At 38.6% G+C, this 20,504-nt stretch carries 14 protein-coding genes; 6 read left to right on the plus strand and 8 right to left on the minus strand.

Annotated elements, in window-relative coordinates; genetic code table 11:
• Positions 1-210: 210 nt before the first annotated feature.
• Both HX021_RS07505 and cydB read left to right on the plus strand, forming a co-directional pair.
• Positions 211-1,548 carry a cytochrome ubiquinol oxidase subunit I gene (locus HX021_RS07505; protein ID WP_286589531.1) on the plus strand — a complete coding sequence of 446 codons (1,338 nt, stop codon included), beginning with the start codon at positions 211-213 and terminating at the stop codon, positions 1,546-1,548.
• Between the two features lie 6 nt (positions 1,549-1,554).
• Entirely contained in the window at positions 1,555-2,631 is a 1,077-nt protein-coding gene (cydB, locus tag HX021_RS07510) for a cytochrome d ubiquinol oxidase subunit II (protein WP_286589532.1), read from the plus strand.
• 3 nt (positions 2,632-2,634) lie between these two features.
• On the opposite strand, the gene HX021_RS07515 is transcribed toward cydB, so the two are convergent.
• The 5 genes from HX021_RS07515 to HX021_RS07535 form a co-directional block, all read right to left on the minus strand.
• Positions 2,635-3,258: a response regulator transcription factor gene (locus HX021_RS07515; protein ID WP_286589533.1), complete on the minus strand. Its 624-nt coding sequence runs from the start codon at positions 3,256-3,258 to the stop codon at positions 2,635-2,637.
• 14 nt (positions 3,259-3,272) lie between these two features.
• Positions 3,273-5,240 (minus strand): sensor histidine kinase, encoded by a 1,968-nt coding sequence (locus HX021_RS07520; RefSeq protein WP_286589534.1) that lies wholly within the window; start codon positions 5,238-5,240, stop codon positions 3,273-3,275.
• A 219-nt stretch (positions 5,241-5,459) separates the two neighbouring features.
• On the minus strand, positions 5,460-6,032 hold the full coding sequence (locus tag HX021_RS07525; RefSeq protein WP_286589535.1) for an NADPH-dependent FMN reductase: 573 nt from the start codon (positions 6,030-6,032) through the stop codon (positions 5,460-5,462).
• Between the two features lie 5 nt (positions 6,033-6,037).
• Positions 6,038-6,529, minus strand: a complete 492-nt coding sequence (locus HX021_RS07530; protein ID WP_286589536.1) for a DUF2480 family protein — start codon at positions 6,527-6,529, stop codon at positions 6,038-6,040.
• A gap of 57 nt (positions 6,530-6,586) precedes the next feature.
• The gene (locus HX021_RS07535; protein ID WP_286589537.1) at positions 6,587-7,213 is read right to left on the minus strand and encodes a superoxide dismutase; all 627 of its coding nucleotides are present in this window, start codon (positions 7,211-7,213) and stop codon (positions 6,587-6,589) included.
• A 220-nt stretch (positions 7,214-7,433) separates the two neighbouring features.
• Here HX021_RS07535 and HX021_RS07540 point away from each other — a divergent pair, with 220 nt between their 5' ends.
• Complete coding sequence (locus HX021_RS07540; RefSeq protein WP_286589538.1) at positions 7,434-8,018, plus strand: helix-turn-helix transcriptional regulator; 585 nt, start codon at positions 7,434-7,436, stop codon at positions 8,016-8,018.
• Between the two features lie 511 nt (positions 8,019-8,529).
• On the opposite strand, the gene HX021_RS07545 is transcribed toward HX021_RS07540, so the two are convergent.
• The 3 genes from HX021_RS07545 to HX021_RS07555 all read right to left on the minus strand — a co-directional run bounded on the left by HX021_RS07545 (position 8,530) and on the right by HX021_RS07555 (position 14,501).
• On the minus strand, positions 8,530-10,002 hold the full coding sequence (locus HX021_RS07545; RefSeq protein WP_286589539.1) for a SusD/RagB family nutrient-binding outer membrane lipoprotein: 1,473 nt from the start codon (positions 10,000-10,002) through the stop codon (positions 8,530-8,532).
• A gap of 81 nt (positions 10,003-10,083) precedes the next feature.
• A complete protein-coding gene (locus tag HX021_RS07550) occupies positions 10,084-13,311 on the minus strand; it encodes a SusC/RagA family TonB-linked outer membrane protein (protein WP_286589540.1) in 3,228 nt (1,075 codons plus the stop codon).
• A 305-nt stretch (positions 13,312-13,616) separates the two neighbouring features.
• Positions 13,617-14,501, minus strand: coding sequence for an AraC family transcriptional regulator (locus HX021_RS07555; RefSeq protein WP_286589541.1), 885 nt, complete (start codon positions 14,499-14,501; stop codon positions 13,617-13,619).
• 520 nt (positions 14,502-15,021) lie between these two features.
• Here HX021_RS07555 and HX021_RS07560 point away from each other — a divergent pair.
• The 3 genes from HX021_RS07560 to HX021_RS07570 all read left to right on the plus strand — a co-directional run bounded on the left by HX021_RS07560 (position 15,022) and on the right by HX021_RS07570 (position 20,418).
• Positions 15,022-16,407, plus strand: coding sequence for an aminopeptidase P family protein (locus HX021_RS07560; protein ID WP_286589542.1), 1,386 nt, complete (start codon positions 15,022-15,024; stop codon positions 16,405-16,407).
• Between the two features lie 71 nt (positions 16,408-16,478).
• A complete protein-coding gene (locus HX021_RS07565; protein ID WP_286589543.1) occupies positions 16,479-18,653 on the plus strand; it encodes a S9 family peptidase in 2,175 nt (724 codons plus the stop codon).
• A 91-nt stretch (positions 18,654-18,744) separates the two neighbouring features.
• Positions 18,745-20,418, plus strand: coding sequence for a M1 family metallopeptidase (locus HX021_RS07570; protein ID WP_286589544.1), 1,674 nt, complete (start codon positions 18,745-18,747; stop codon positions 20,416-20,418).
• The last annotated feature ends 86 nt before the right edge of the window (positions 20,419-20,504 follow it).

Below are 20,504 nucleotides of genomic sequence, written 5' to 3' on the forward strand. Positions count from 1 at the left end.
GTTTATCATTATCCGGACGAAGATAAGCAAAAAACACACTTCAAAAAAAAGACATTGCCGTCCTCCTAGCAGTAATTACGAATCTGCTTCTCATTCAATGTTTACAGCTGGTTCTCACTGTCCATTCAAAAAATAAAATCCTATAGATAAACCCAATGCAGCTAGAAAATGATTATATTTAAGATGTCATTTAACCCAAACTTCGGATCCATGGAAGATATGATTCTTTACAACCGGCTTCAGTTCGCTTTTACCATTACATTCCATTATTTATTTCCCCAGTTGACCATGGGATTGTCACTGATGATTGTTTATTTTAAATGGAAATTTTTACGCACTCATCATGAAGATTACAATAATGCCTCCAAATTTTGGATGAAAATATTTGCGCTCAATTTTACGATGGGAGTAGTAACGGGTATCCCCATGGAATTCCAATTTGGTACAAACTGGGCGAAGTTCTCTGAACTTACAGGGGGAATCATTGGGCAAACCTTGGCCATGGAGGGAATGTTTTCATTTTTCCTGGAGTCCTCATTCCTTGGGATGTTTCTTTTTGGAGAAAAGTTACTTGGGCATAAGCTTCATTTTATCGCCGGTTTGATGGTATTTATCGGTTCTTGGGCCAGTGGGTTTCTGATTATTGCCACTCATTCATGGATGCAACATCCTGTAGGCTACGAGATCCTCGAAAATGGCAAATTTGTCCTCAACAATTTTAGCGCACTATTTAAAAATCCATGGCTATGGCCATCTTATTTACATAATCAAGCCGGATCATTGGTAACTAGTTCTTTTTTCGTTGCGGCCATCGGTGCTTTCTATTTACTTAGTAATCGACACAGCAATTTCGGAAAGATATTTGTCAAAAGCGGTGTAATATTCGGCGTCATCTCTTCCGTCCTTTTGGCATTTCCCACGGGAGACATGGCGGCTAAGAATGTGGTAAAATATCAACCTGCAGCCTTTGCAGGCATGGAGGGTATTTTTAAAACGGAAAAAGGAGGTTCCGAAATTATTCTTATCGGTCAGCCTGACATGGAAAATAAAAAGCTGGACAATAAGATTGCCGTTCCCAAAGTATTAAGTTTCCTAACCTATCAACGTTGGGACGCCGAAATCAAAGGATTGAACGAATTCGACCATACTTTGCACCCAACCAATGTCCCCGGTCTATATTATGGTTATCATATTATGGTTGGCTTGGGGACCATATTTATCGGAATCATGTTATTGTCGGCTTTCTTGTTATGGAGAAACAAATTATATGAGACCAAATGGTTGTTGTGGATTATCATGTTTATGATTCCTTTTCCATACATTGCCAATACCGCAGGATGGTATACTGCTGAGCTTGGTCGCCAGCCCTGGCTCGTCTACAATTTAATGCGCATGGTCGATGGTGTATCACCTACCGTATCCTCTGGAAATACGTTGTTTACTCTTTTGGGCTTTGTCGGACTATACATTCTTTTAGGACTGTTATTTCTACTGCTGGTACTGAAAATTATTAGAAAAGGTCCTGCCAACCAAATAGCTTTAAAATAATTAGTTATGGAAATATTCTGGTTTATCGTATTGACGTTCATGCTCGGGATTTATATCGTTCTCGACGGTTATGATTTTGGTGCAGGAATTGTCCATTTGTTCTTTACCAAAACAGAACAGGAAAAAAGGGCCGTTACCAGTGCTATTGGACCGTTTTGGGATGCAAATGAAGTCTGGCTTATTGCTGCTGGAGGAGTATTATTTTTTGCTTTTCCAACCTTATATGCCTCGTCTTTCAGCGGCTTCTACCTTCCTTTAATGCTTGTATTGTGGCTCCTGATCTTTAGGGCGATCAGTTTAGAGCTTAGAGGACAGATACACCATCGATTATGGGAAGCCTTGTGGGATAAAGCTTTTGGTCTGGCCAGCCTCCTCCTCGCATTATTCTTCGGGGCAGCTTTGGGCAATGTCGTTCGTGGGGTTAATCTTGGTATGGTTGAAAATGGGGTATCTACTCAAGAACCGCACTATTTCTTTTTGGCACTTTGGAACCCAACTTTCGACCCACTTGCTGAACATCAGGGCATTATCGACTGGTTCACACTGCTCCTTGGCTTAGTAGCAGTGGTCACATTGACGATCCACGGAGCCGGATGGGTTATACTCAAGACTTCAAGTCCCCTAAACGATAGACTCAAACTGATCATATTTAAACTCAACATCGTCTTATTGATACTTGTTATCCTGTCAGCTGGTGTATGGCATTATGTAAAACCCATTTCTTTGAATAATTTTCAACATCATTATTGGCTTTGGGTATTCCCTTTAATCGCAACAACGGGACTTCTAGGTCAATTTTGGATCAGAAGGTTCAAAACCGATGGTATTGGTTTTCTCTTTTCATCACTATTTATATTGGGCAGTTTCGCGACAACAGTCGCCTCCATGTTTCCCACATTATTACCCTCGACCAATGCTGTAAACCCATCATTGACCATACAGAATGCTGCTGCACATGAATATGGTTTAACGGTAGGTTTGGGTTGGTTTATGTTTGCTGCAATTCTCGTTATAGCGTATTTCATTATTCAATTTAGTGTATTTAAGGGTAAATTGGACGATATAGGATATGGCGAACACTAAATATTAGAGACCCAATAAATTATGCTTTAACGCCAGCTGGACTAGCTCAATCATATTCTTAACTTTAAATTTGGTCAAGAGATTACGTCGATGCGTTTCTATGGTCACTGGGCTTAAAAATAATTTCTCTGCAATCTGGTTGCTGGTATATCCATTTGAAATCATGATTAGAATCTCTTTTTCGCGCTGTGTCAACCTTGGCAGTTCCCGTAAAGTAGAAACCGCACCGGTATACAGCTCCTTAGCACGATCACATAACGCTTCCCGCCCCTCAAGTCCAAGCCGGACACAACGAAGAAATTCCTCATTGGCAACATCTTTTAAAATATAGCCATTTCCACCATTTTGCATAAACTGGAAAATCAGGTTCCGGTCAGCTAGATTGCTCAACGCTACCACCGGAATTGAAGAATATAGCTTCTTCAGGCGAAGACATACATCCAAACCACTTCGGTCAGAAAGTTGCATGTCAACAAGTACCAAATCGACTTTGGTACTGCCCAAAAATTCACTCAACAGCTGCTCTGTTAAAAATGGGTATACGCGGTACCCCTTTTGGTTATTCAGAAAGGAAACAACACCTTCCAGCAATAAAGGATGATCATCTAATACCGTAATGGTCTTCATGCACGAATTTGCTTTTAAATACTTAATCCTATTTCAACCTGCGTTCCAGCCCCTGGTTTGCTCTGTATTCCAAGAGTTCCATTGATCCATTGGATACGGTTCATCATATTGTTTAGTCCCATCCCATATTTTAGCCCTGTGGAATCGAATCCTTTGCCATTATCCTCAATAAGTACCTGCAGCATTGCATCTGATTGACTGACCTGAACAATAATCAAATCCGCTTCAGCATACTTTAGCGCATTTGAGATAGCCTCCTGGACGACCCTATACAGGGCTAGTCCTTTTTGAAAATCCAAATGTACTTCAGGGCCAAAACTTTCAAACTGAATGGCAACCTTCTTGTTCTTCATGGCAAGACACAATTGCTCCAATGCCGCTATTAATCCAAACTGTCGCAGCGATTCAGGCATCAGATTATGCGATATTCGACGGACCTCAGCAAGAATATCATTTAATTTCAGCGATAGATCTTCGGTTAAATTAACATTCTCCCTTGCTTCCCCAGCTATTTTAAACTTCAATCCTGTCAGCATACCTCCAATACTGTCGTGTAGATCCTGTGCGATACGCTGCCTTTCCTGTTCTTCTCCTTTAAGCATGGATTCCGAAATCTGTAACTGTTTTTCTTTGGCCATATTCTCCACGACAATCTCGTGATTAAGCTGAATTTGCTTGTTGAGTTTCCGTTGTTTTCGATAAGAAAAAGTTACAAAAAGCACAATGATGAAAAGTAAAACAGCAATACCTAAAGTAAGCATGATTTTAAACTGACTACGGTCCTTTTCCGCACGCAGGTTTAAAATTACCTTCTCCTTTTCCACAGTTTTATATCTGGTCTCCATTTCATTCATTTTCTCCAAAAGCTGTACTTTTTGGATACTGTCCGATAGCTTATTGGCAATATTCGACATTTTTAGTGCCTCCTGATAATTCCCCATCAATTCATTTACTCCAGCCAATTGACTATAGACAATTTTGCTGTTGTAAAGGTCACGGGTCAACAATCCATTTTTCAAAATCTCTTCCAACTGCAATTTTGCCGCATCATATTTTTTCTGCAATAGATAGACATTAAATTTCCTAAATCGCATCATCTGGAACATTTTCCAGTTGTTCATTTTAGTAGCCCAGTTCAATCCTGTATCCAATACCCTTAGTGCTTCATCAGTATGCTGGATAGTCGTAAAATACAATGCTTCATTGTAATAATAATTAGGCAGCTGCGACGAATTTGGTTCCTCACCCAGCAACAGTTTAGCTTTATCCAGTAATTTTCTTGCTTCTTTGGACTTAACCTGATAACAATAATTTCCAGCAGCATTTAAATAAGTTAATAGTAAAGCAGCACTTTTGGGGCGCTGTTCAAGTTGTTTAATGGCAATTTGATGGTATTCATCTGCTTTCTCTAGTTGATTGGACGACATAAAGGCTATACCGATCATTGTATTGATCATCCCTTCCATCTCTGGGTCATGTGCTTTGGCATAAGGCATACATTTTCCATTAAGAATATCCAAAAAGTCCGCAAATCCCTTCCTGGGAAATCGAATTAAACCCAAATTGTACCAAGATTTGGCTAATAGTCCCTGTTGAAATGGTTCCTGGATACCACCGAGCAGATGAACACATTTCTGTGCCTCATCTCCGGCTCGTTTACTGTCTAAAAATTGTCCATAGTAAAAGCTTTTATACAATGCCGCCATCGCCTGCAAGCTCCGGAACGGTTTGGCGAGACGCTCGCCCTGACGCATATGATCCCAAAATTCAGTCGTATCCCTAAATCGATAGTAATCTGCCAAATAAAAATATTGCATTGCCTTTATACTATCGTTTGAAGTCGAACTTAATCGGACTTCTGCGTCTGTCCTAAATTTGTTCTCATCCAACGGGAGAAAGCTTTGTGCCTGTGCTACCTTGGTATAAATACAGGCAATACAACAGGTGATTATCCTGAATAGATATTTATATTGAAGTCCCATCCATCAAATATTAGTTAATAAACCGAACATGATCATACTTTTATTGAATCAACAGCTTTTTCTTTTCCTGACTACAAATTTCGCAGGCATTAAAGATACATTAATCTTTATTAATCTGAACCATTCAGGGTGGAAAACAAACAATAAAGCGCCTTGACAACAATCAAGGTGCTTTATCGTACATGAGTTGATCATGATTTTTATTATCCTTCGAAAAAATTAAGGATGACTTCCTGCTTTTTCCAAAACTAGCGACCTGCCGGTTGCCAGTTGGATCAACAGATCTAGTTTGGATTGATAAACTGAAGATATGATTCTTGAATCATCATTTTCAAAAAGACCTGCCTTAACAATGGGCACACTAAAAGGTAATGTCCACGCCCGCAATGACTTTGCAATGGTATCCATTGTATTGATTCCTTGTAGAGCATGAACACCATCTGCCCAACATACGAACCCTATATGCCTATCTGTAAGATAAGGCGGAGCATTCTTTGCACTGACTTCAAGCCAATCTAAACAATTTTTCATCACCCCCGGGATACTTCCATGGTATAATGGAGACAGCCAAAAATGTAGATCAGCTTGTAAGAACAGATCATTCATAATCTTAACACTATTGGGGATTTTACGGAGACTCATATCAAATAATGGTATCCCACTATCAGCGAGGTTAAAAACAGTATTCTCAATGCCAAGTTGGTCTAACTGTTCGACAAAATAATTAGACAGAACCCCTGAGTTGGACTCTTGCCTCCGTTCAAGGGCGCCATTAAATATCAATGCTTTCATTATGTTTATATTTTTTTAAAAATAACCTTGGGCATACCAATTTCACCATACATCAGTGTTTTTACAATTGGGATTAACCGAGCAGTGGCCAATGTATACAACGATTCCGGTATATTCGGTCTCGCTCTAACGACAACTTTTTTATCCTCATAATATGATAAATCTGCTGCTTTTAAGTTTTGTTCCCATAATTCCAAGGCTAAGGTTGTCGCATCCTTAAAATCATAATATGCTACTGTAGCATGAAACTTTTCTGCTAATACCATATAAACCCAAGACGGGACAATAGTGTCAACAGAACAGGTAAAGGCTACTGCCTTTCCCATAAAAGGAGCCATATCCAATGCAGCCAAGGCAAGCCTGAATTCCTTTTCTCTGACGATCATTCTCTGATAAAACAGTTCCGTTATATCAAATGCAGTAATTTCCAGGTTTGTCCTGAAATCAATAAGATCCAGTGCCACAATACCCGAATTTTCAACCTTATTTACCAACATGACGCTTAATTATAATTGATTATTTATGCCCCCGAATCGATCAAAGTCCAAAATATATTAAACTAATGTATTGATAACTTCTTCGTATTTTTTTTCGACTGCTGACCAATCCAACACAGACCAAAATGCCTCCAGATAGTCCGCTCTCCTATTTTGATATTTCAGATAATAGGCATGTTCCCATACGTCTACTCCAAGGATGGGAACTCCTCTACTTGTCAATTGAGTATCCATCAGCGGATTGTCTTGGTTTGGAGTCGCAACAATACCCAATGCCCCGTTATGTTTTACATACAGCCATGCCCATCCTGAACCAAACTGGCCAAGACCAGCATTTTTTATTCCTGACTTCAGCTCATCCAAAGAACCAAAAGCAGCATTTATTTCATCGACCAGCTTTCCTTTGGGTTCTACTTGTGGCTTTCCTGATAAAAGTTGCCAAAACAGCGAATGATTGTAATGACCACCAGCATTGTTACGGATAGCAGGACTATATTGGCTTACCTTGGTTAAAATATCCAACAGATCAATATCTGCTGCTGCTGTCCCCTCCACTGCTCTATTTAAATTGTCTACATATGCCTGATGATGTCGTTGATGATGGATTCGCATCGTTTCTTGATCAAAGTAAGGTTCAAGTGCTTCATAAGCATACGGTAATTCCGGTAATTGAAATTTGTTCATATTATTTAATTTTTATTGTTGATCATCAAAACTAGTGATATGACATTAATAAAACAACCTTATAGTTGTTTTATTAATGTCATAAAATAAATCCCGACCATCCAGAATAAGCATATATGATAAATGGCTAATAATCCTTATCTTTGACACTACATTAAAACAACTTTTTTATTGCCAAATGCAAAAAGGTCCAGTCGATAGGATACTCATGTTATTAAAAATGCGCGGTGAAGCAACTGCTGCATTAATAGCGGAAGAACTCGTTATTACAAAAGAGGGGGCTCGAAAACATTTATTAAATCTCACAGATCAAGGTCTTGTAGAGTCCAGCTCAAGAAGTGAGGGTGTGGGCCGTCCATCTACTTATTATAGCCTTTCTGCACAAGGCCTATCAAAATTCCCAGATAGCCATGCGGATATTACTATCCAGTTGTTGCAGTCTATTAAACAATTGCTTGGTGAAAATGCCTTGGATTTGTTGATCAGTGATCGCGAATCAAAAGTATTTCAGAAATATAACCTTGCGTTATCTGAAGCTAAATCTCTTGAAAACAAGCTTGACATTATTACCAGAAAGAGAACAGAAGAGGGATACATGGCTGAATGGAAAAAAGAAGCTGAATGTTATCTATTCATTGAGAATCATTGTCCTATATGTGCCGCAGCCACAGAGTGCCAGGGATTCTGTCGTTCTGAACTCAACAATTTCCAGCAGCTTCTCGGGCCCAATTATACAATTCAAAGAGTTGAGTACATCATTGACAATGCACCACGCTGTACCTATCGTATCGAAGAAAAAATGTAATGCTGCCCCTGACAAAATAAATAGCGAACAAAATCCCGGAAATTCCTTCAGTAGCGTCCTAAACCATCTCCCGAAAAGATCGTTCAAGCTGTGATCGGCCATTCTTCTGGCATTGATGACATCAGTCAAGTATTCTTTTGAAAAAAATATTTTTTCAAAAGAATACTTGACAAAGTGTAATAAACACACTATCTTTGTACTATCATAATTTAGGTTTATAATTGGTTATTTAAGGTTTTCATTCTCCCCGTTTGAAAACCTTTTTTTATACGCAACATTCTGATCCCCCTTGAACCTGTCCTATATATTATATACAAGCTTTTTCTTTTTAATCAAGCCTGAGGCTTATGCCCGGACCAATAACAAATTATCTGGCAGCTTCCTTGAACAATGACTTAAGATCCCATTTGTCTTTGAAAAGTTTCCATTACTGGTAAAAGATAAGTGGGCTTATACAAAAACAGCGGGATGACCAAAGTCACCCCGCTGTCTAAAAATAAAACATATGAAACTAAAATTTTCCTTTTCGTGTATCCCACCACATCTGTTTACCCCAAACATAATCCTTCACCTCTGTAGCAGCAGCCTCCACATTTGCAGTATTATTTACGTATTCACTGTTTGGATATGGAGCACGCCAAGGTTGGTCGTTATGAGCCTTGCCATAAATCGAATTAATCGAAGGGTAGTTCGTCGATGGAATACCTGTTCTACGATATAAACTCCAGGCCTCGTAATTCTCTTTGAAAAGTGCGACCCACATATCCCACCAGATACGCTCTTTGGTATTATTCCACTTACCAGCGCCAGCTAAATATGTATCAATATTTGTTTGGGAGACGCTATTTTCCGCCATGGATAAGTGTACAGCCTTCTCATAAGCATCTTTTGCTGTTATACCCACATTATATCCTAACATAGCAGCTTCTGCCAAGATATAATAAGTTTCACAAGATTTATAGAATGGGACAAAACCGGCAGGGTCGCGCATATATTTATCCCCAATCCAGGAAATTGTATCCAGCTTTTCGGGGCCTGATGTTAATCCATTTTTATATCCCAAATATGCTCCAACATTATTTTTTGTTGCTATCGCAGCTATCCTAGGATCTTTCATTTCCAACATATGATCAATAAAAATATCGGACAATCCCCAGTTATCAATCCGTTTTCCATAAACACCTGAATTATACCACGGATCGAAATAAGGTAGCGTCCCAGGAAAATAAACATAGCAATTTTCATCATTGCCCTCAATTAGTGGATATTTGGCAGGATTTCCTGCGATTTCTTCTATAGTAGTTTTCGCCAAACTTGCTGAAACACCAGAAATTCGCATCGCCATTCTTAATCTAAGTGAATTACAGAATTTTTGCCATGCCAGCATTTGCTCTTGTAAGGTCCTGTCCTTGCCATAGATGATATCGAAATCACCTAGTTCATCTTCCCCTATTCCTGCAGCCATCTCATCAGCTATAACTTTCAGATCTGCCATCACCGCCGGGTAAATATCCTCTTGTTTATCATATTTTGCTAATAGGATGCTTCCATCTTCAGGCAGACCTTTTAGCGCTTCAGAATACGGAACATCACGCCAGCCCTCAGTCAATAAGAACCACATGTAATTGCGCCAAATCCGGCTTACAGTTCTTACATTTTTATATAACTCTGCTTTATCTTCAGTCTTTGCAAGAATGTCTTTAATCTGTGTATTATTATAGTAACAATTATACCACCGATTACCATATGTATTATTCGTTGGTATTAAACCAGACATGAAATCCATATACTGGATTTTTACAATATATCCTGCGAATGTCCCATAACCATCCACATCACCACCAAATGATTCAGCAGTATTACGGAGTACGTTAGTCAACATATTAACCGGTGGTACATCTGGTAATGCATCCGGATCAGTATTGATCTCGTCAAATTTTTTGGTACACCCAGAAAAAATCATCATGGAGATTATAACTGGCATACTTAGTTTCGTTAATAAACTTTTCATAGTTTTTTATCTTGTTTAGAATAAAAAAATTGATTTTGTTATTCTCTAATTTCGTTAAAATGAAAACCCTAATTTAAATCCAATACTTCTAGAAGAAGGAACCGTTGCTTGTTCAAAGCCTACACCACGACTATCACTTGAAACACCGCTTGTCTCCGGATCCAAACGCATCGTATTTGATTTATGTACCCAAAGCAATGCTAAATTAGATCCAATCAAGGATACATTTGCCCGTTTAATTCCCTTTATTCTACTATAAATATGGGCCGGAATGGTATAAGTCAAATATGCTTCGCGTAATTTGAGGAATGAACCATCAAAGACGTAGCTTTCCGAGACACCGCCAGATTCAAACCAATCCTGCGCATTGGTTTCAATGGTATTGGTTACCCATCCCCCATTACCATCAGACATAACAAACCTTTCATTAGCCATCACATCCTTACCAGCAACTATGGCTCTTTCACGAATACCGTTCGCAGCTGTAATTTCTGCAACCCCAGTTGTATAAGCATGACTCATTGTCTGTGACCAAATGTCTCCCCCCTTTCGGAAATCAAGCATAAAACCAAAACTGAAATCTTTATACTTGAAATCGTTTCGCATACTTGCCAGATAATCAGGTGTGACATTACCAATGATTTGGCTTGCCTTAGACATTACTAAACCATTTTCATTAACTTTAATGGCACCTTTCATTGGTCCATCCTCTACACGATCATACCCCGTACTTTTTAGTGCGCCCCAAGCTTCACCTACCGTTGCAGTATTGGCAATACCCCAAGTCCAGCCAACTTGATAAGTAGTCAAATTTAACTCAGGATACAATTCCAAAATCTTATTCCTATCCCTGGAAAAATTTACTGTCGTCGTCCAATTTAAACCATTATCATTTCTTAAGATGTCTCCTCTCAATTGTAACTCAACACCTTTGCTTTCGATATTCCCCGCATTCAATACCATACTACTGAAACCCACTACATTGGATGTTGTTACTGGCAGAATTTGTTTTTTCGCATTTTTATGATAATAAGTAAAATCAGCATGAATACGATCTTTCAAAAAACCCACCTCAGTACCAACTTCCCAAGAGTAAATAGCCTCTGGTTCTAAGTTATCAATTGCAAAAGTCATACTCTTATACATTTGGGCTATACCATTAAAAGCATTTGGTTGAGCATAATAGTAATTACCATTGCGATAAGGTGTGGTAGCATTACCTACTTTAGCAAGATTTAGACGTAATTTCCAAAAAGATAATACATCACTTCTTAAATTAGCAAATGACGTGGTTGGAAGCCAGCTCAAACTTGCAGAGGGGTAGAAGAAAGATTTGATCAATGTGGAAGACCAATCATTACGCGCTGTTGCATCTAAATATAATTGATCTTTCCAACCAATAGAGGCTTGACCATAGATAGAATTTGAACGATTATGAGCATGATCCATATTCGTTACTGCATCTCCTATTTTATTTGTTATCGTGTATACTCCCGGGACAGTCAAACCACTTGCTCCCAAGCTATTAGACTCATATTGATTATCTCTATAGTTAAAACCAAGTAATCCTAAAACATCAAAATCACCGAATTTCTTATTGAAATTTGCTAAGAAATCAGCATTAAACTCTGAATTACTGCTTTTTATTTCATTGAAACTTCCAAGTGGATGATCATAATTATAATAATTTCGTTCAAAAATATTTGTATGGTAATAATCCAATCCTACGCGTCCTTCAAATTTCAAAAACTCATAAGGTTGATAGTATAATGAAGATTTACCAAAAATCCGATTAGTTTTCAAGGAATTTAAAGAATTATGCATTGAATAATATGGATTCATATGATAATTGGAGTTCCAATTATAAAAAGTGTAATTCCCTAACTCATCACGTTGATCCCAGTTTTTCTTTAAATCTTTCATATCAACCTGGCGACCAAACCAAATCAACCCGTTCATCGGATTGGCACCGTCATATCCCTGCATAATTAAATTGCCACTTTCCGTTCTCGTAAAACTGGACATGATATCATAAGAAAATTTATCATTAATCTTATATTCATTGTTTAATTGAGCAGTGTACTTCTTTTGGTCGGTATTTGGCACAGTCCCCTTTTGATCTCGAAAAGATAATGAAGCACGGGTTGATGATCTATCATTTTTTGCTAACAGTGATATATTGTGATTTTGGGAATATCCAAGCTGAAAGAAATCTTTTACATTGTCTGGATGTGATATCCATGGGGTTGCTTGTCTCACATTTTTAACAACTGGACTATTAAATTGGGGTAATAGCAAACCTATATCCATGCGGGGCCCCCAAGACTCATCAAAACCATCATTTACCCCTTTACCGGCACCATTTACATAGCTAAATGACTTCTGTTGTGCATATTGTTGATAAGTCAAACCTTTGCCATTTAAATTAAAATGATATTCGTCGCCTCTATTACCTTGTCCATATAAATTCTGATACTTAGGTATTGTAGCTGCCTGATCTACTGTAAAGTTCCCATCATATGATAAAACTACCCCTTCTTTTGCCCGTTTTCCTGATTTAGTAGTAATCATAAGAACTCCTTTACCTGCGCGCATCCCATATAATGCAGCTGAACCTCCCTTCAAAAGAGTAACACTTTCAATGTCTTCCGGGTTGATATCATTTAAGCCTGAACCATAATCCACCCCACTATATGTATTATCCCCTGTACGCTGTGTTGTATTTGACATTGGTACCCCATCAATCACTATGAGTGGTTGCTGATCAGAAAGTAAGGAGGTATTACCACGAACAGAAATCCTTGATGATGCACCAACAGCTCCACCAAATTGATTGACCTGAACGCCTGCCACTTTGCCAGATAGAGAACTTGTAAGATTTAACTGGCCTGCATCTGTCAATTCCTTAGCTTTCACTTCTTGTATCGCCGCCCCCATGGATTTCTTGGAACGGGTTATCCCCATAGCCGAAACAACGACTTCATCCAGGCTTCGCTCATCAGATAACAAGGTAACTTCTAGTGTAGTCTGATTGGTTATATTGACCTCCTTACGACTGTAACCAACAGCCGAAACACTTAATGCCCCTGCTTGTTTATAATTGATCGTAAATTCACCATTCTGTCCGGTCTGTGTACCGGTACCATCTTTTAGGGTAATTGTGACTCCGGGAATCGGCTTTCCGTCTTGATCGACTACCTTTCCCTTCAAAACTGTTTGTGCATATACTGCCGAGCTTATTAGTACACTCGCGGCTAGCAGTGCAATACTTTTTCTGTTCATAAGTTTAGTTTCAGAAATGTTAGTTTATAGTGTTTTTCTAACAACTAAGTTATCAATCCCTCCCTTCCCTTGTTAACCAAATTTTGACAAGTATTGCCCAATTATTAACCCTAAATGTTAAATAACAAAAATGATCCACTTCATAGAATCATGTTCAACTTTGATTACATCAATATACTTGATTTGATAATGAACATCCTACTCCCATATAAAAGTATGACGGGAATATATCTAGTATATTCCCGGCATGCTTTTAATACACCGTATTCAACGGTTTTCGCTCAACTTATATTTCTATAAAAAGACTAGATAACAGAATATAGTGTCTGTTTATATTGCTGTATATATTCCTTTGGATTACAACCTATTATTTGTTTAAAAACTCGATTAAAATTGGTAATACTATTGAATCCACAATTGTAAGCAATGAACGAAACACTATCTAAATAATCCTCATTCAATTGGTGACAGACCTCCTTAATTCTTATCCGGTTTAAATAGGTCACAAAAGTAACGCCACAATGTTTTTTGAAATACCGACAAAACGCCTGGGGTGTAAGGTTCGCATAATTAGCAACAGCTTCCAAGGTAAGGTCATCTTTGTAATGTTCTTTAATATAGTTACAAATGAGGTTTATACGGTTTGATCCAGGAATAACATCCAGCATCACTTCGCCACTTTCAGGACACAGTGCATCAGTTTCTCTGGAAATATTCGCAAGAGATCTCAACAGGTAGAAAAAATGCATCAGTTTGTCCATCTGGTCAGAAGCTTTCAATAGCTTTACTCTTTCCGAAATTTCTGGAAAATAATTATCCGGAATCTTGAAACCCCGAGAATTATTATAAATAAATTGATTTAATGATTCAAACTCTTCCAATGAAAATAAATACTTTAGCTTCCCATTGGGATCAAAGAAAATTGAAATAGATCGTGACTCAGTTGAAAAACCATCTTGAGATGCCGATTTGAATACATGTGGTTGATTTGCTCCCAAGAAAAAGATATCATTCTCTTTAAATGGATGCAAAGTATCCTCAACAATCAATATGCCCCTACCTTTTATTATCCACATCAGTTGTGCTTCCTGATGTCGATGAAGGTGAGGATAGAAAGTGTCCAAGATATCCTCTTGTACCATTAAACTTTGTCCTTGCATCGTAGGTACATTAAATTGGAGCGTTTTCATAACATTTCATAAGTTTATGTTAGCCAATTATTACAATTTGGTTAACATAAATATAACAACTACGCGCATTTAATATAAAACACAAAAAAACAATACCAAAATATGTATAGAATCTGACAATATTTAATAATATCAATCACACTCAAAAGATATCAACCAAAATCACAATTTAAATTTTACTTTTCAACAAAAACAAGGTTAAAATACAATTAAACTTTGATAAATTGTGATAATTATTATTGAAAAGAAACCATGAACTTTATTAAATCCAATCATTATTCCATTTTTATGTATAGATCAAGGTAAATTACACCAATGTAACAATTCAAAAATATCAACGATGATGAAGGGCTTTCTACAAATGACGACTCCGAAACAAGTAAATTTTACGATATTAGTCAGCACATGTAGCAAGATCTTACATCACGAGTATCCTTCATAGATAGAGGGATTGGAAAAATAAATCTGTAATTCTTTTATCATCATTAGAACTAGTCACTCCTTTTAATTTTTATAGGATATGTTTAATAAAAAGATATATATCACCCGCCGAAATCAATTAATATCAAAATTTACTACAGGTAAGGTTCTCTTACTGGGCAATATTGAAAACCCAATTAATTTTGAGCACAATACTTATCCCTTTCGTCAAGATAGCAGCTTTTTATATTATATCGGGATTCAAAGTCCTAAACTGGCAGCTGTATTGGATATTGATCATGGTGAAACGGTCTTATTTGGTGATGAAATGACCATTGATGATATCATCTGGATGGGTCAACAAGAGACCCTCGCACACAAAGCAGAACATGTTGGTATTTATCAATTACTCCCTTTTGATCAACTCTTCGACTTCCTCCAAAATACACAGGAGAATATTCACTATCTACCTCCTTATCAACCTCATAATCAGCTTTTGCTCCAAAAGCTGATGCAGTGCCCTGCTGATCAGCTTCGACCTTCTGTTCCTTTGATCCAGGCCGTGGTTGCCCAACGTAGCATCAAGTCCCCTGAAGAAATCGTCGAGTTGGAAAAGTCAATTGATGTTGCTGTAGATATGCACCGCCTTGCAATCAAAATGACAACACCGGGATGTTACGAATATCAGATCAGTAATGCTATGCAGCATTTTGCACAGGATCAAGGGATGTCTTTTTCATACCCTCCTATTGTTACTAAACGCGGTGAAATCCTGCACAACCACATGCAATTTCATCAACTTCAAGCCGGCGATCTTCTCTTAAATGATTCTGGAGTCGAAACATCCTTAGGCTATGCCTCGGATCTTACACGTACCTTTCCTGTCGCTAAGCGCTTCACAGTTCTTCAAGAAGAACTCTATCAAGTCGTCTTACATGCATTTAAATCTGCAGAGCAATCCTTGATGTCAGGGGTTCGATTTAAAGACATCCATTTAAAAGCTTGTGAAGCACTTGTGGAAGGGCTTATACAAACAGGCTTTATGAAAGGAAATGCGCAAGATGCCGTTATGAATCATGCGCATGCACTGTTCTTTCAATGCGGACTCGGTCATATGCTCGGCCTCGACGTGCATGATATGGAAGATCTTGGTGAACAATATGTGGGTTATACCGAAACTGAACCAAAAGACATGAAGACTTTTGGCATCAAATCACTCCGGCTAGGTAAGCAATTGGAAGCGGGCAATGTGTTAACCGTTGAACCCGGCATCTATATTATTCCGGAATTAACGCAGCTTTGGGAACAGCAAAATTTACACAAAGAATTTATCAATTATGATTTCTTAAATAAACACCTCGATTTTGGGGGAATTCGTATTGAAGACAATTATCTTATCGAGCATACTGGCTATCGTCGCCTCGGAAAATACCTTGAACGTGAGATCCAGGAAATCTATCAGCTTAAAGACAATCCAATTGACTAAATAAACTCATGATAAACCCGAAAAGTGAATAAACTCCTTTTGCGGATCAATACATTCAAACAGATAAATAGATGAACAGAATTAAACAGTCGATCCTCATTCTTCTTATACTCGTATTTTATACGCCAAATTTACTTGTTGCACAACGGCTATGGACAGACGAAGGAGGTCAATATTTTGAATTTACAGATAAAGGAATAGAAATCGTCAATCCAAAAAATGGCCAGCGGGTCATTTTTTTATCACAACAGTCCCTCACCCCCCAAGGTGCACAAACCGCCCTGAAGGTCGATGGGTTTTCTATTTCTAAAAATAAAGACCTGGTATTAATCTATACCAATAGTAAACGAGTTTGGCGGGAAAATACACGCGGAGACTATTGGGTCTATAATAAAAAATCCAATCAGCTTAAACAGCTGGGCCAAAAGTTCGCTCCATCACAGCTCATGTTTGCCAAATTCAACCCTCAGGCAGACAAAGTGGCCTATGTTAACAAAACCGATCACAATATTTATCTGGAGGATCTTTTAACAGGAGCCATAACAGCTATAACCAAAGATGGTACAGATCGGATGATTAATGGAACTTTTGATTGGGTATATGAAGAAGAATTTGGCTGCCAGGATGGGTTTAGATGGTCTCCTGATGGGCTATCCATTGCTTACTGGAAGCTTGATGCTCGTAATATCCGTAATTTCCTCATGATCAATAATACCGATAGCCTATACTCCTTTACTATACCTGTAGAGTACCCCAAGGTTGGTCAATCTCCAAGCTCCTGTTCCATTTGGGTTTACCAGCTCAAAAGCAAAAAGAATGAGCGGATGAATATCCCTGGCGATCCTTTTCAACACTATATTCCCCGTATGGAATGGTGTCTTGACAGCAAACAAGTAATTTTACAGCAGCTCAACAGAAAACAGAATGAAAGCAAGATTTATACCGTCTCTATTTCCTCCAACGAAGCTAAAAATATTCACACCGAGCAAAGCGATTCATGGATTGATATTAAAGCAAGATGGAACAACAATGATCCTTCAGGGTGGGACTGGATTCAGGATGGCAAAGCATTTATCTGGGTATCGGAAAAAGACGGCTGGCGGAAGATCTATCAGATTGACCTATCGGGCGATGAAAAGCTGATTACCAAAGCGGATTATGATATTATTAGTCTCGATTTTCTAGCACCGAAAGGTGACCTGATTTATTTTTCTGCCTCACCGAACAATGCTACCCAAAAATATCTTTATAGTGTATCTACAAAAGGAGGTACCCCGAAGAGATTAACACCTACCTCTTACGAAGGGACTTGTAGCTATGATATTTCAAAAGATGGCAAAGTCGCGATCTTTAATTTTAGCAATCGTTCTGAACTCAAACAAAATTCGGTCATTGAGCTTCCTACACATCGGCCGTTGGTGGATTTTGAATCCTATCGTCAGAAAAAGGCCAACGAGGGCATTGCCGAGTTTTTTAAAGTTAAAACAGCCGATGGTATCGAATTGGATGGCTGGATGGTCAAGCCGCTTGATTTTAATCCCAACAAAAAGTATCCTGTCGTTTTTATGGTCTATGGCGAACCGGCTTCACAAACTGTAATCGACAATTTTGGAGCGGGCTATAACCGGCTTTATAAAGGAAGTATGGCACAAGACGGTTATATCTACATTTCTTTAGACAATCGGGGAACACCAGCTCCAAAAGGTAGTACATGGCGTAAAAGCATCTATCGTAAAATCGGCCAGTTAAATATTCGAGATCAAGCTCTGGCAACAGAAGAGATACTGAAATGGTCTTTCGTTGACAGCTCGCGTATCGCAGTATGGGGATGGAGTGGCGGTGGTTCCAGTACACTCAATTTATTGGGACAATACCCGCAAATTTATAAAACAGGTATTGCAATAGCTGCTGTGGCCAATCAATTACTCTATGATAATGTTTATCAGGAACGTTATATGGGGCTACCTCAAGAGAATGAAGAAGACTTTAAAAATGGTTCACCACTGAAGTATGCCAAAGATATCAAAGGTAATCTCCTTTATATTCATGGTACAGGCGATGATAATGTCCATTACCAAAATGCTGAAGTGCTTATTGATGAACTGATTAAAAATAATGTTCAATTTCAGCTCATGTCTTATCCCAATCGTAGTCATTCCATTAGTGAAGGAAAGGGTACATATGAACATCTAAGAACATTGTTTACAAATTATTTAAAACAACATTGTCCACCGGGAGCTAGATAAAATTATTAAAAGGGATCTATGGCTGCTAAGCAGACCGTAGTGTATAAATTATGATAGAAACAGCATGGATCTAAAAAGAAATAATATACCGATGAAAAGAACACGATTATATGCGCTTGTTACCTGCTGCCTGCTAACAGCAGGTATGCATGAATCCTCAGCGCAATTGATGAAAGAAAAAAAAGAGTTCACGCGAGCAGACTCCTTGCGGGGTTACCTTACGCCACTAAGAACTTGCTATGACATCCAGTACTATCATCTAGATGTCAAAGTCGATATTGACAACAAGTTTATCTCTGGATCAAACTTATTTCGTTTTAAAGCCACGGAAGATTTTAAACGACTTCAATTCGATCTTTTTGCAAACCTAAAAGTCAATAAGATCGTTTACAAAGGAAAAGAGCTTCCCTTTACAAGGGAATTTAATGCGGTATTTGTAACGTTCCCGGAGAATATTACCAAGGGAACGCAAGGAGAATTTACGGTGTATTATGAAGGACAGCCAACTGAAGCCGCGAGAGCTCCCTGGGATGGCGGATTTGACTGGAAAAAGGACAGTAACGGGAAACCATGGGTGGCAACCGCCTGTCAAGGCATGGGCGCCAGCGTTTGGTGGCCCAATAAAGATCATCAATACGATGAAGTCGATAGTATGCTGATCTCTATTGCTGTTCCGAAAGAGGTGATGAATGTCTCAAATGGCCGGCTAATTAAGGTTGAGAAGATGAAAGATGGCTATACCAAATACCATTGGAAGGTGGCCAATCCTATCAATAATTATAATGTTGCCATCAATATTGGTGATTATGTTCATTTCAAAGAAAAATATACCGGTGAAAAGGGACCACTGGATATAGATTACTATATCTTACGTGAAAATAACCAGCCGGACAAAAAGAAACATCTACAAAATAATGCAAGACGGACCCTGGAAGCCTTTGAACATTGGTTTGGTCCCTATCCATTTTACCAAGATGGTTATAAGCTGGTAGAAACTTCTCATACGGGCATGGAACACCAAAGTGCTGTTGCTTATGGCAACCGTTATCAAAATGGTTATCGCGGTCGCGATGCATCTGGGACAGGTTGGGGGCAAAAATGGGACTTCATTGTCGTCCATGAGTCTGGTCATGAATGGTTTGGCAACAATATCACCTCAGCAGACCTTGCGGACATGTGGATACATGAAAGCTTCACCAATTATTCCGAAGGCCTGTTTATAGATTATTTCTATGGTAAAGAAGCCAGCCAGGCCTATGCGCATGGTATTCGAAGTGGCATCCAGAATGACGCCCCAATTCAAGGTCCCTACCATGTCAATAAAGAAGGTTCGGGCGATATGTATCCTAAAGGTGGGGTCCTGCTCAACATGATACGCACCATGGTTGACAATGATGAAAAATGGCGTTCCATACTACGGGGCTTAAATAATAAATTCTACCACCAACAGGTAGATTACCACGATATCGTCAACTATGTAAACCAACATTCGGGTCTTGATCTTTTAAAAGTTTTTGAACAATATGTTCAGCACCCTTCCATTCCAACTCTGGAGATCCGTCAAGATGCTGCAGGTAAGATGATGGGAAGATGGATCAGCCAAGTCAAGGGTTTTCATATGCCTGTTCATATTGGTATAAAAGGAAAAAATAGAGAGCTCGTTACGCTGGACCAACATTTCAGAGAAATTAAAATCCCTGGACTGAGTAAAGAAAACATCGACGTTGATACCTTCAATTACTATATAGGCCTTTTAGTGGAATAAAATGCTCCAATCATCAAAAGCTCGGCCATTTTAGGCCGAGCTTTTGAGTTTATAATCCATAAAGGTTTATATGCCCTATTGACAGA

Origin of the sequence: Sphingobacterium sp. N143 (genome assembly GCF_030325625.1) — a bacterium.
Classification (GTDB): domain Bacteria; phylum Bacteroidota; class Bacteroidia; order Sphingobacteriales; family Sphingobacteriaceae; genus Sphingobacterium.

Bases quoted from the DNA above. Each gene is read 5' to 3' on its own strand.
- HX021_RS07505 (WP_286589531.1), top strand. From the start codon at position 211: ATGGAAGATATGATTCTTTACAACCGGCTTCAGTTCGCTTTTACCATT.
- cydB (WP_286589532.1), top strand. From the start codon at position 1,555: ATGGAAATATTCTGGTTTATCGTATTGACGTTCATGCTCGGGATTTAT.
- HX021_RS07515 (WP_286589533.1), bottom strand. From the start codon at position 3,258: ATGAAGACCATTACGGTATTAGATGATCATCCTTTATTGCTGGAAGGT.
- HX021_RS07520 (WP_286589534.1), bottom strand. From the start codon at position 5,240: ATGGGACTTCAATATAAATATCTATTCAGGATAATCACCTGTTGTATT.
- HX021_RS07525 (WP_286589535.1), bottom strand. From the start codon at position 6,032: ATGAAAGCATTGATATTTAATGGCGCCCTTGAACGGAGGCAAGAGTCC.
- HX021_RS07530 (WP_286589536.1), bottom strand. From the start codon at position 6,529: ATGTTGGTAAATAAGGTTGAAAATTCGGGTATTGTGGCACTGGATCTT.
- HX021_RS07535 (WP_286589537.1), bottom strand. From the start codon at position 7,213: ATGAACAAATTTCAATTACCGGAATTACCGTATGCTTATGAAGCACTT.
- HX021_RS07540 (WP_286589538.1), top strand. From the start codon at position 7,434: ATGCGCGGTGAAGCAACTGCTGCATTAATAGCGGAAGAACTCGTTATT.
- HX021_RS07545 (WP_286589539.1), bottom strand. From the start codon at position 10,002: ATGCCAGTTATAATCTCCATGATGATTTTTTCTGGGTGTACCAAAAAA.
- HX021_RS07550 (WP_286589540.1), bottom strand. From the start codon at position 13,311: ATGAACAGAAAAAGTATTGCACTGCTAGCCGCGAGTGTACTAATAAGC.
- HX021_RS07555 (WP_286589541.1), bottom strand. From the start codon at position 14,501: ATGAAAACGCTCCAATTTAATGTACCTACGATGCAAGGACAAAGTTTA.
- HX021_RS07560 (WP_286589542.1), top strand. From the start codon at position 15,022: ATGTTTAATAAAAAGATATATATCACCCGCCGAAATCAATTAATATCA.
- HX021_RS07565 (WP_286589543.1), top strand. From the start codon at position 16,479: ATGAACAGAATTAAACAGTCGATCCTCATTCTTCTTATACTCGTATTT.
- HX021_RS07570 (WP_286589544.1), top strand. From the start codon at position 18,745: ATGAAAAGAACACGATTATATGCGCTTGTTACCTGCTGCCTGCTAACA.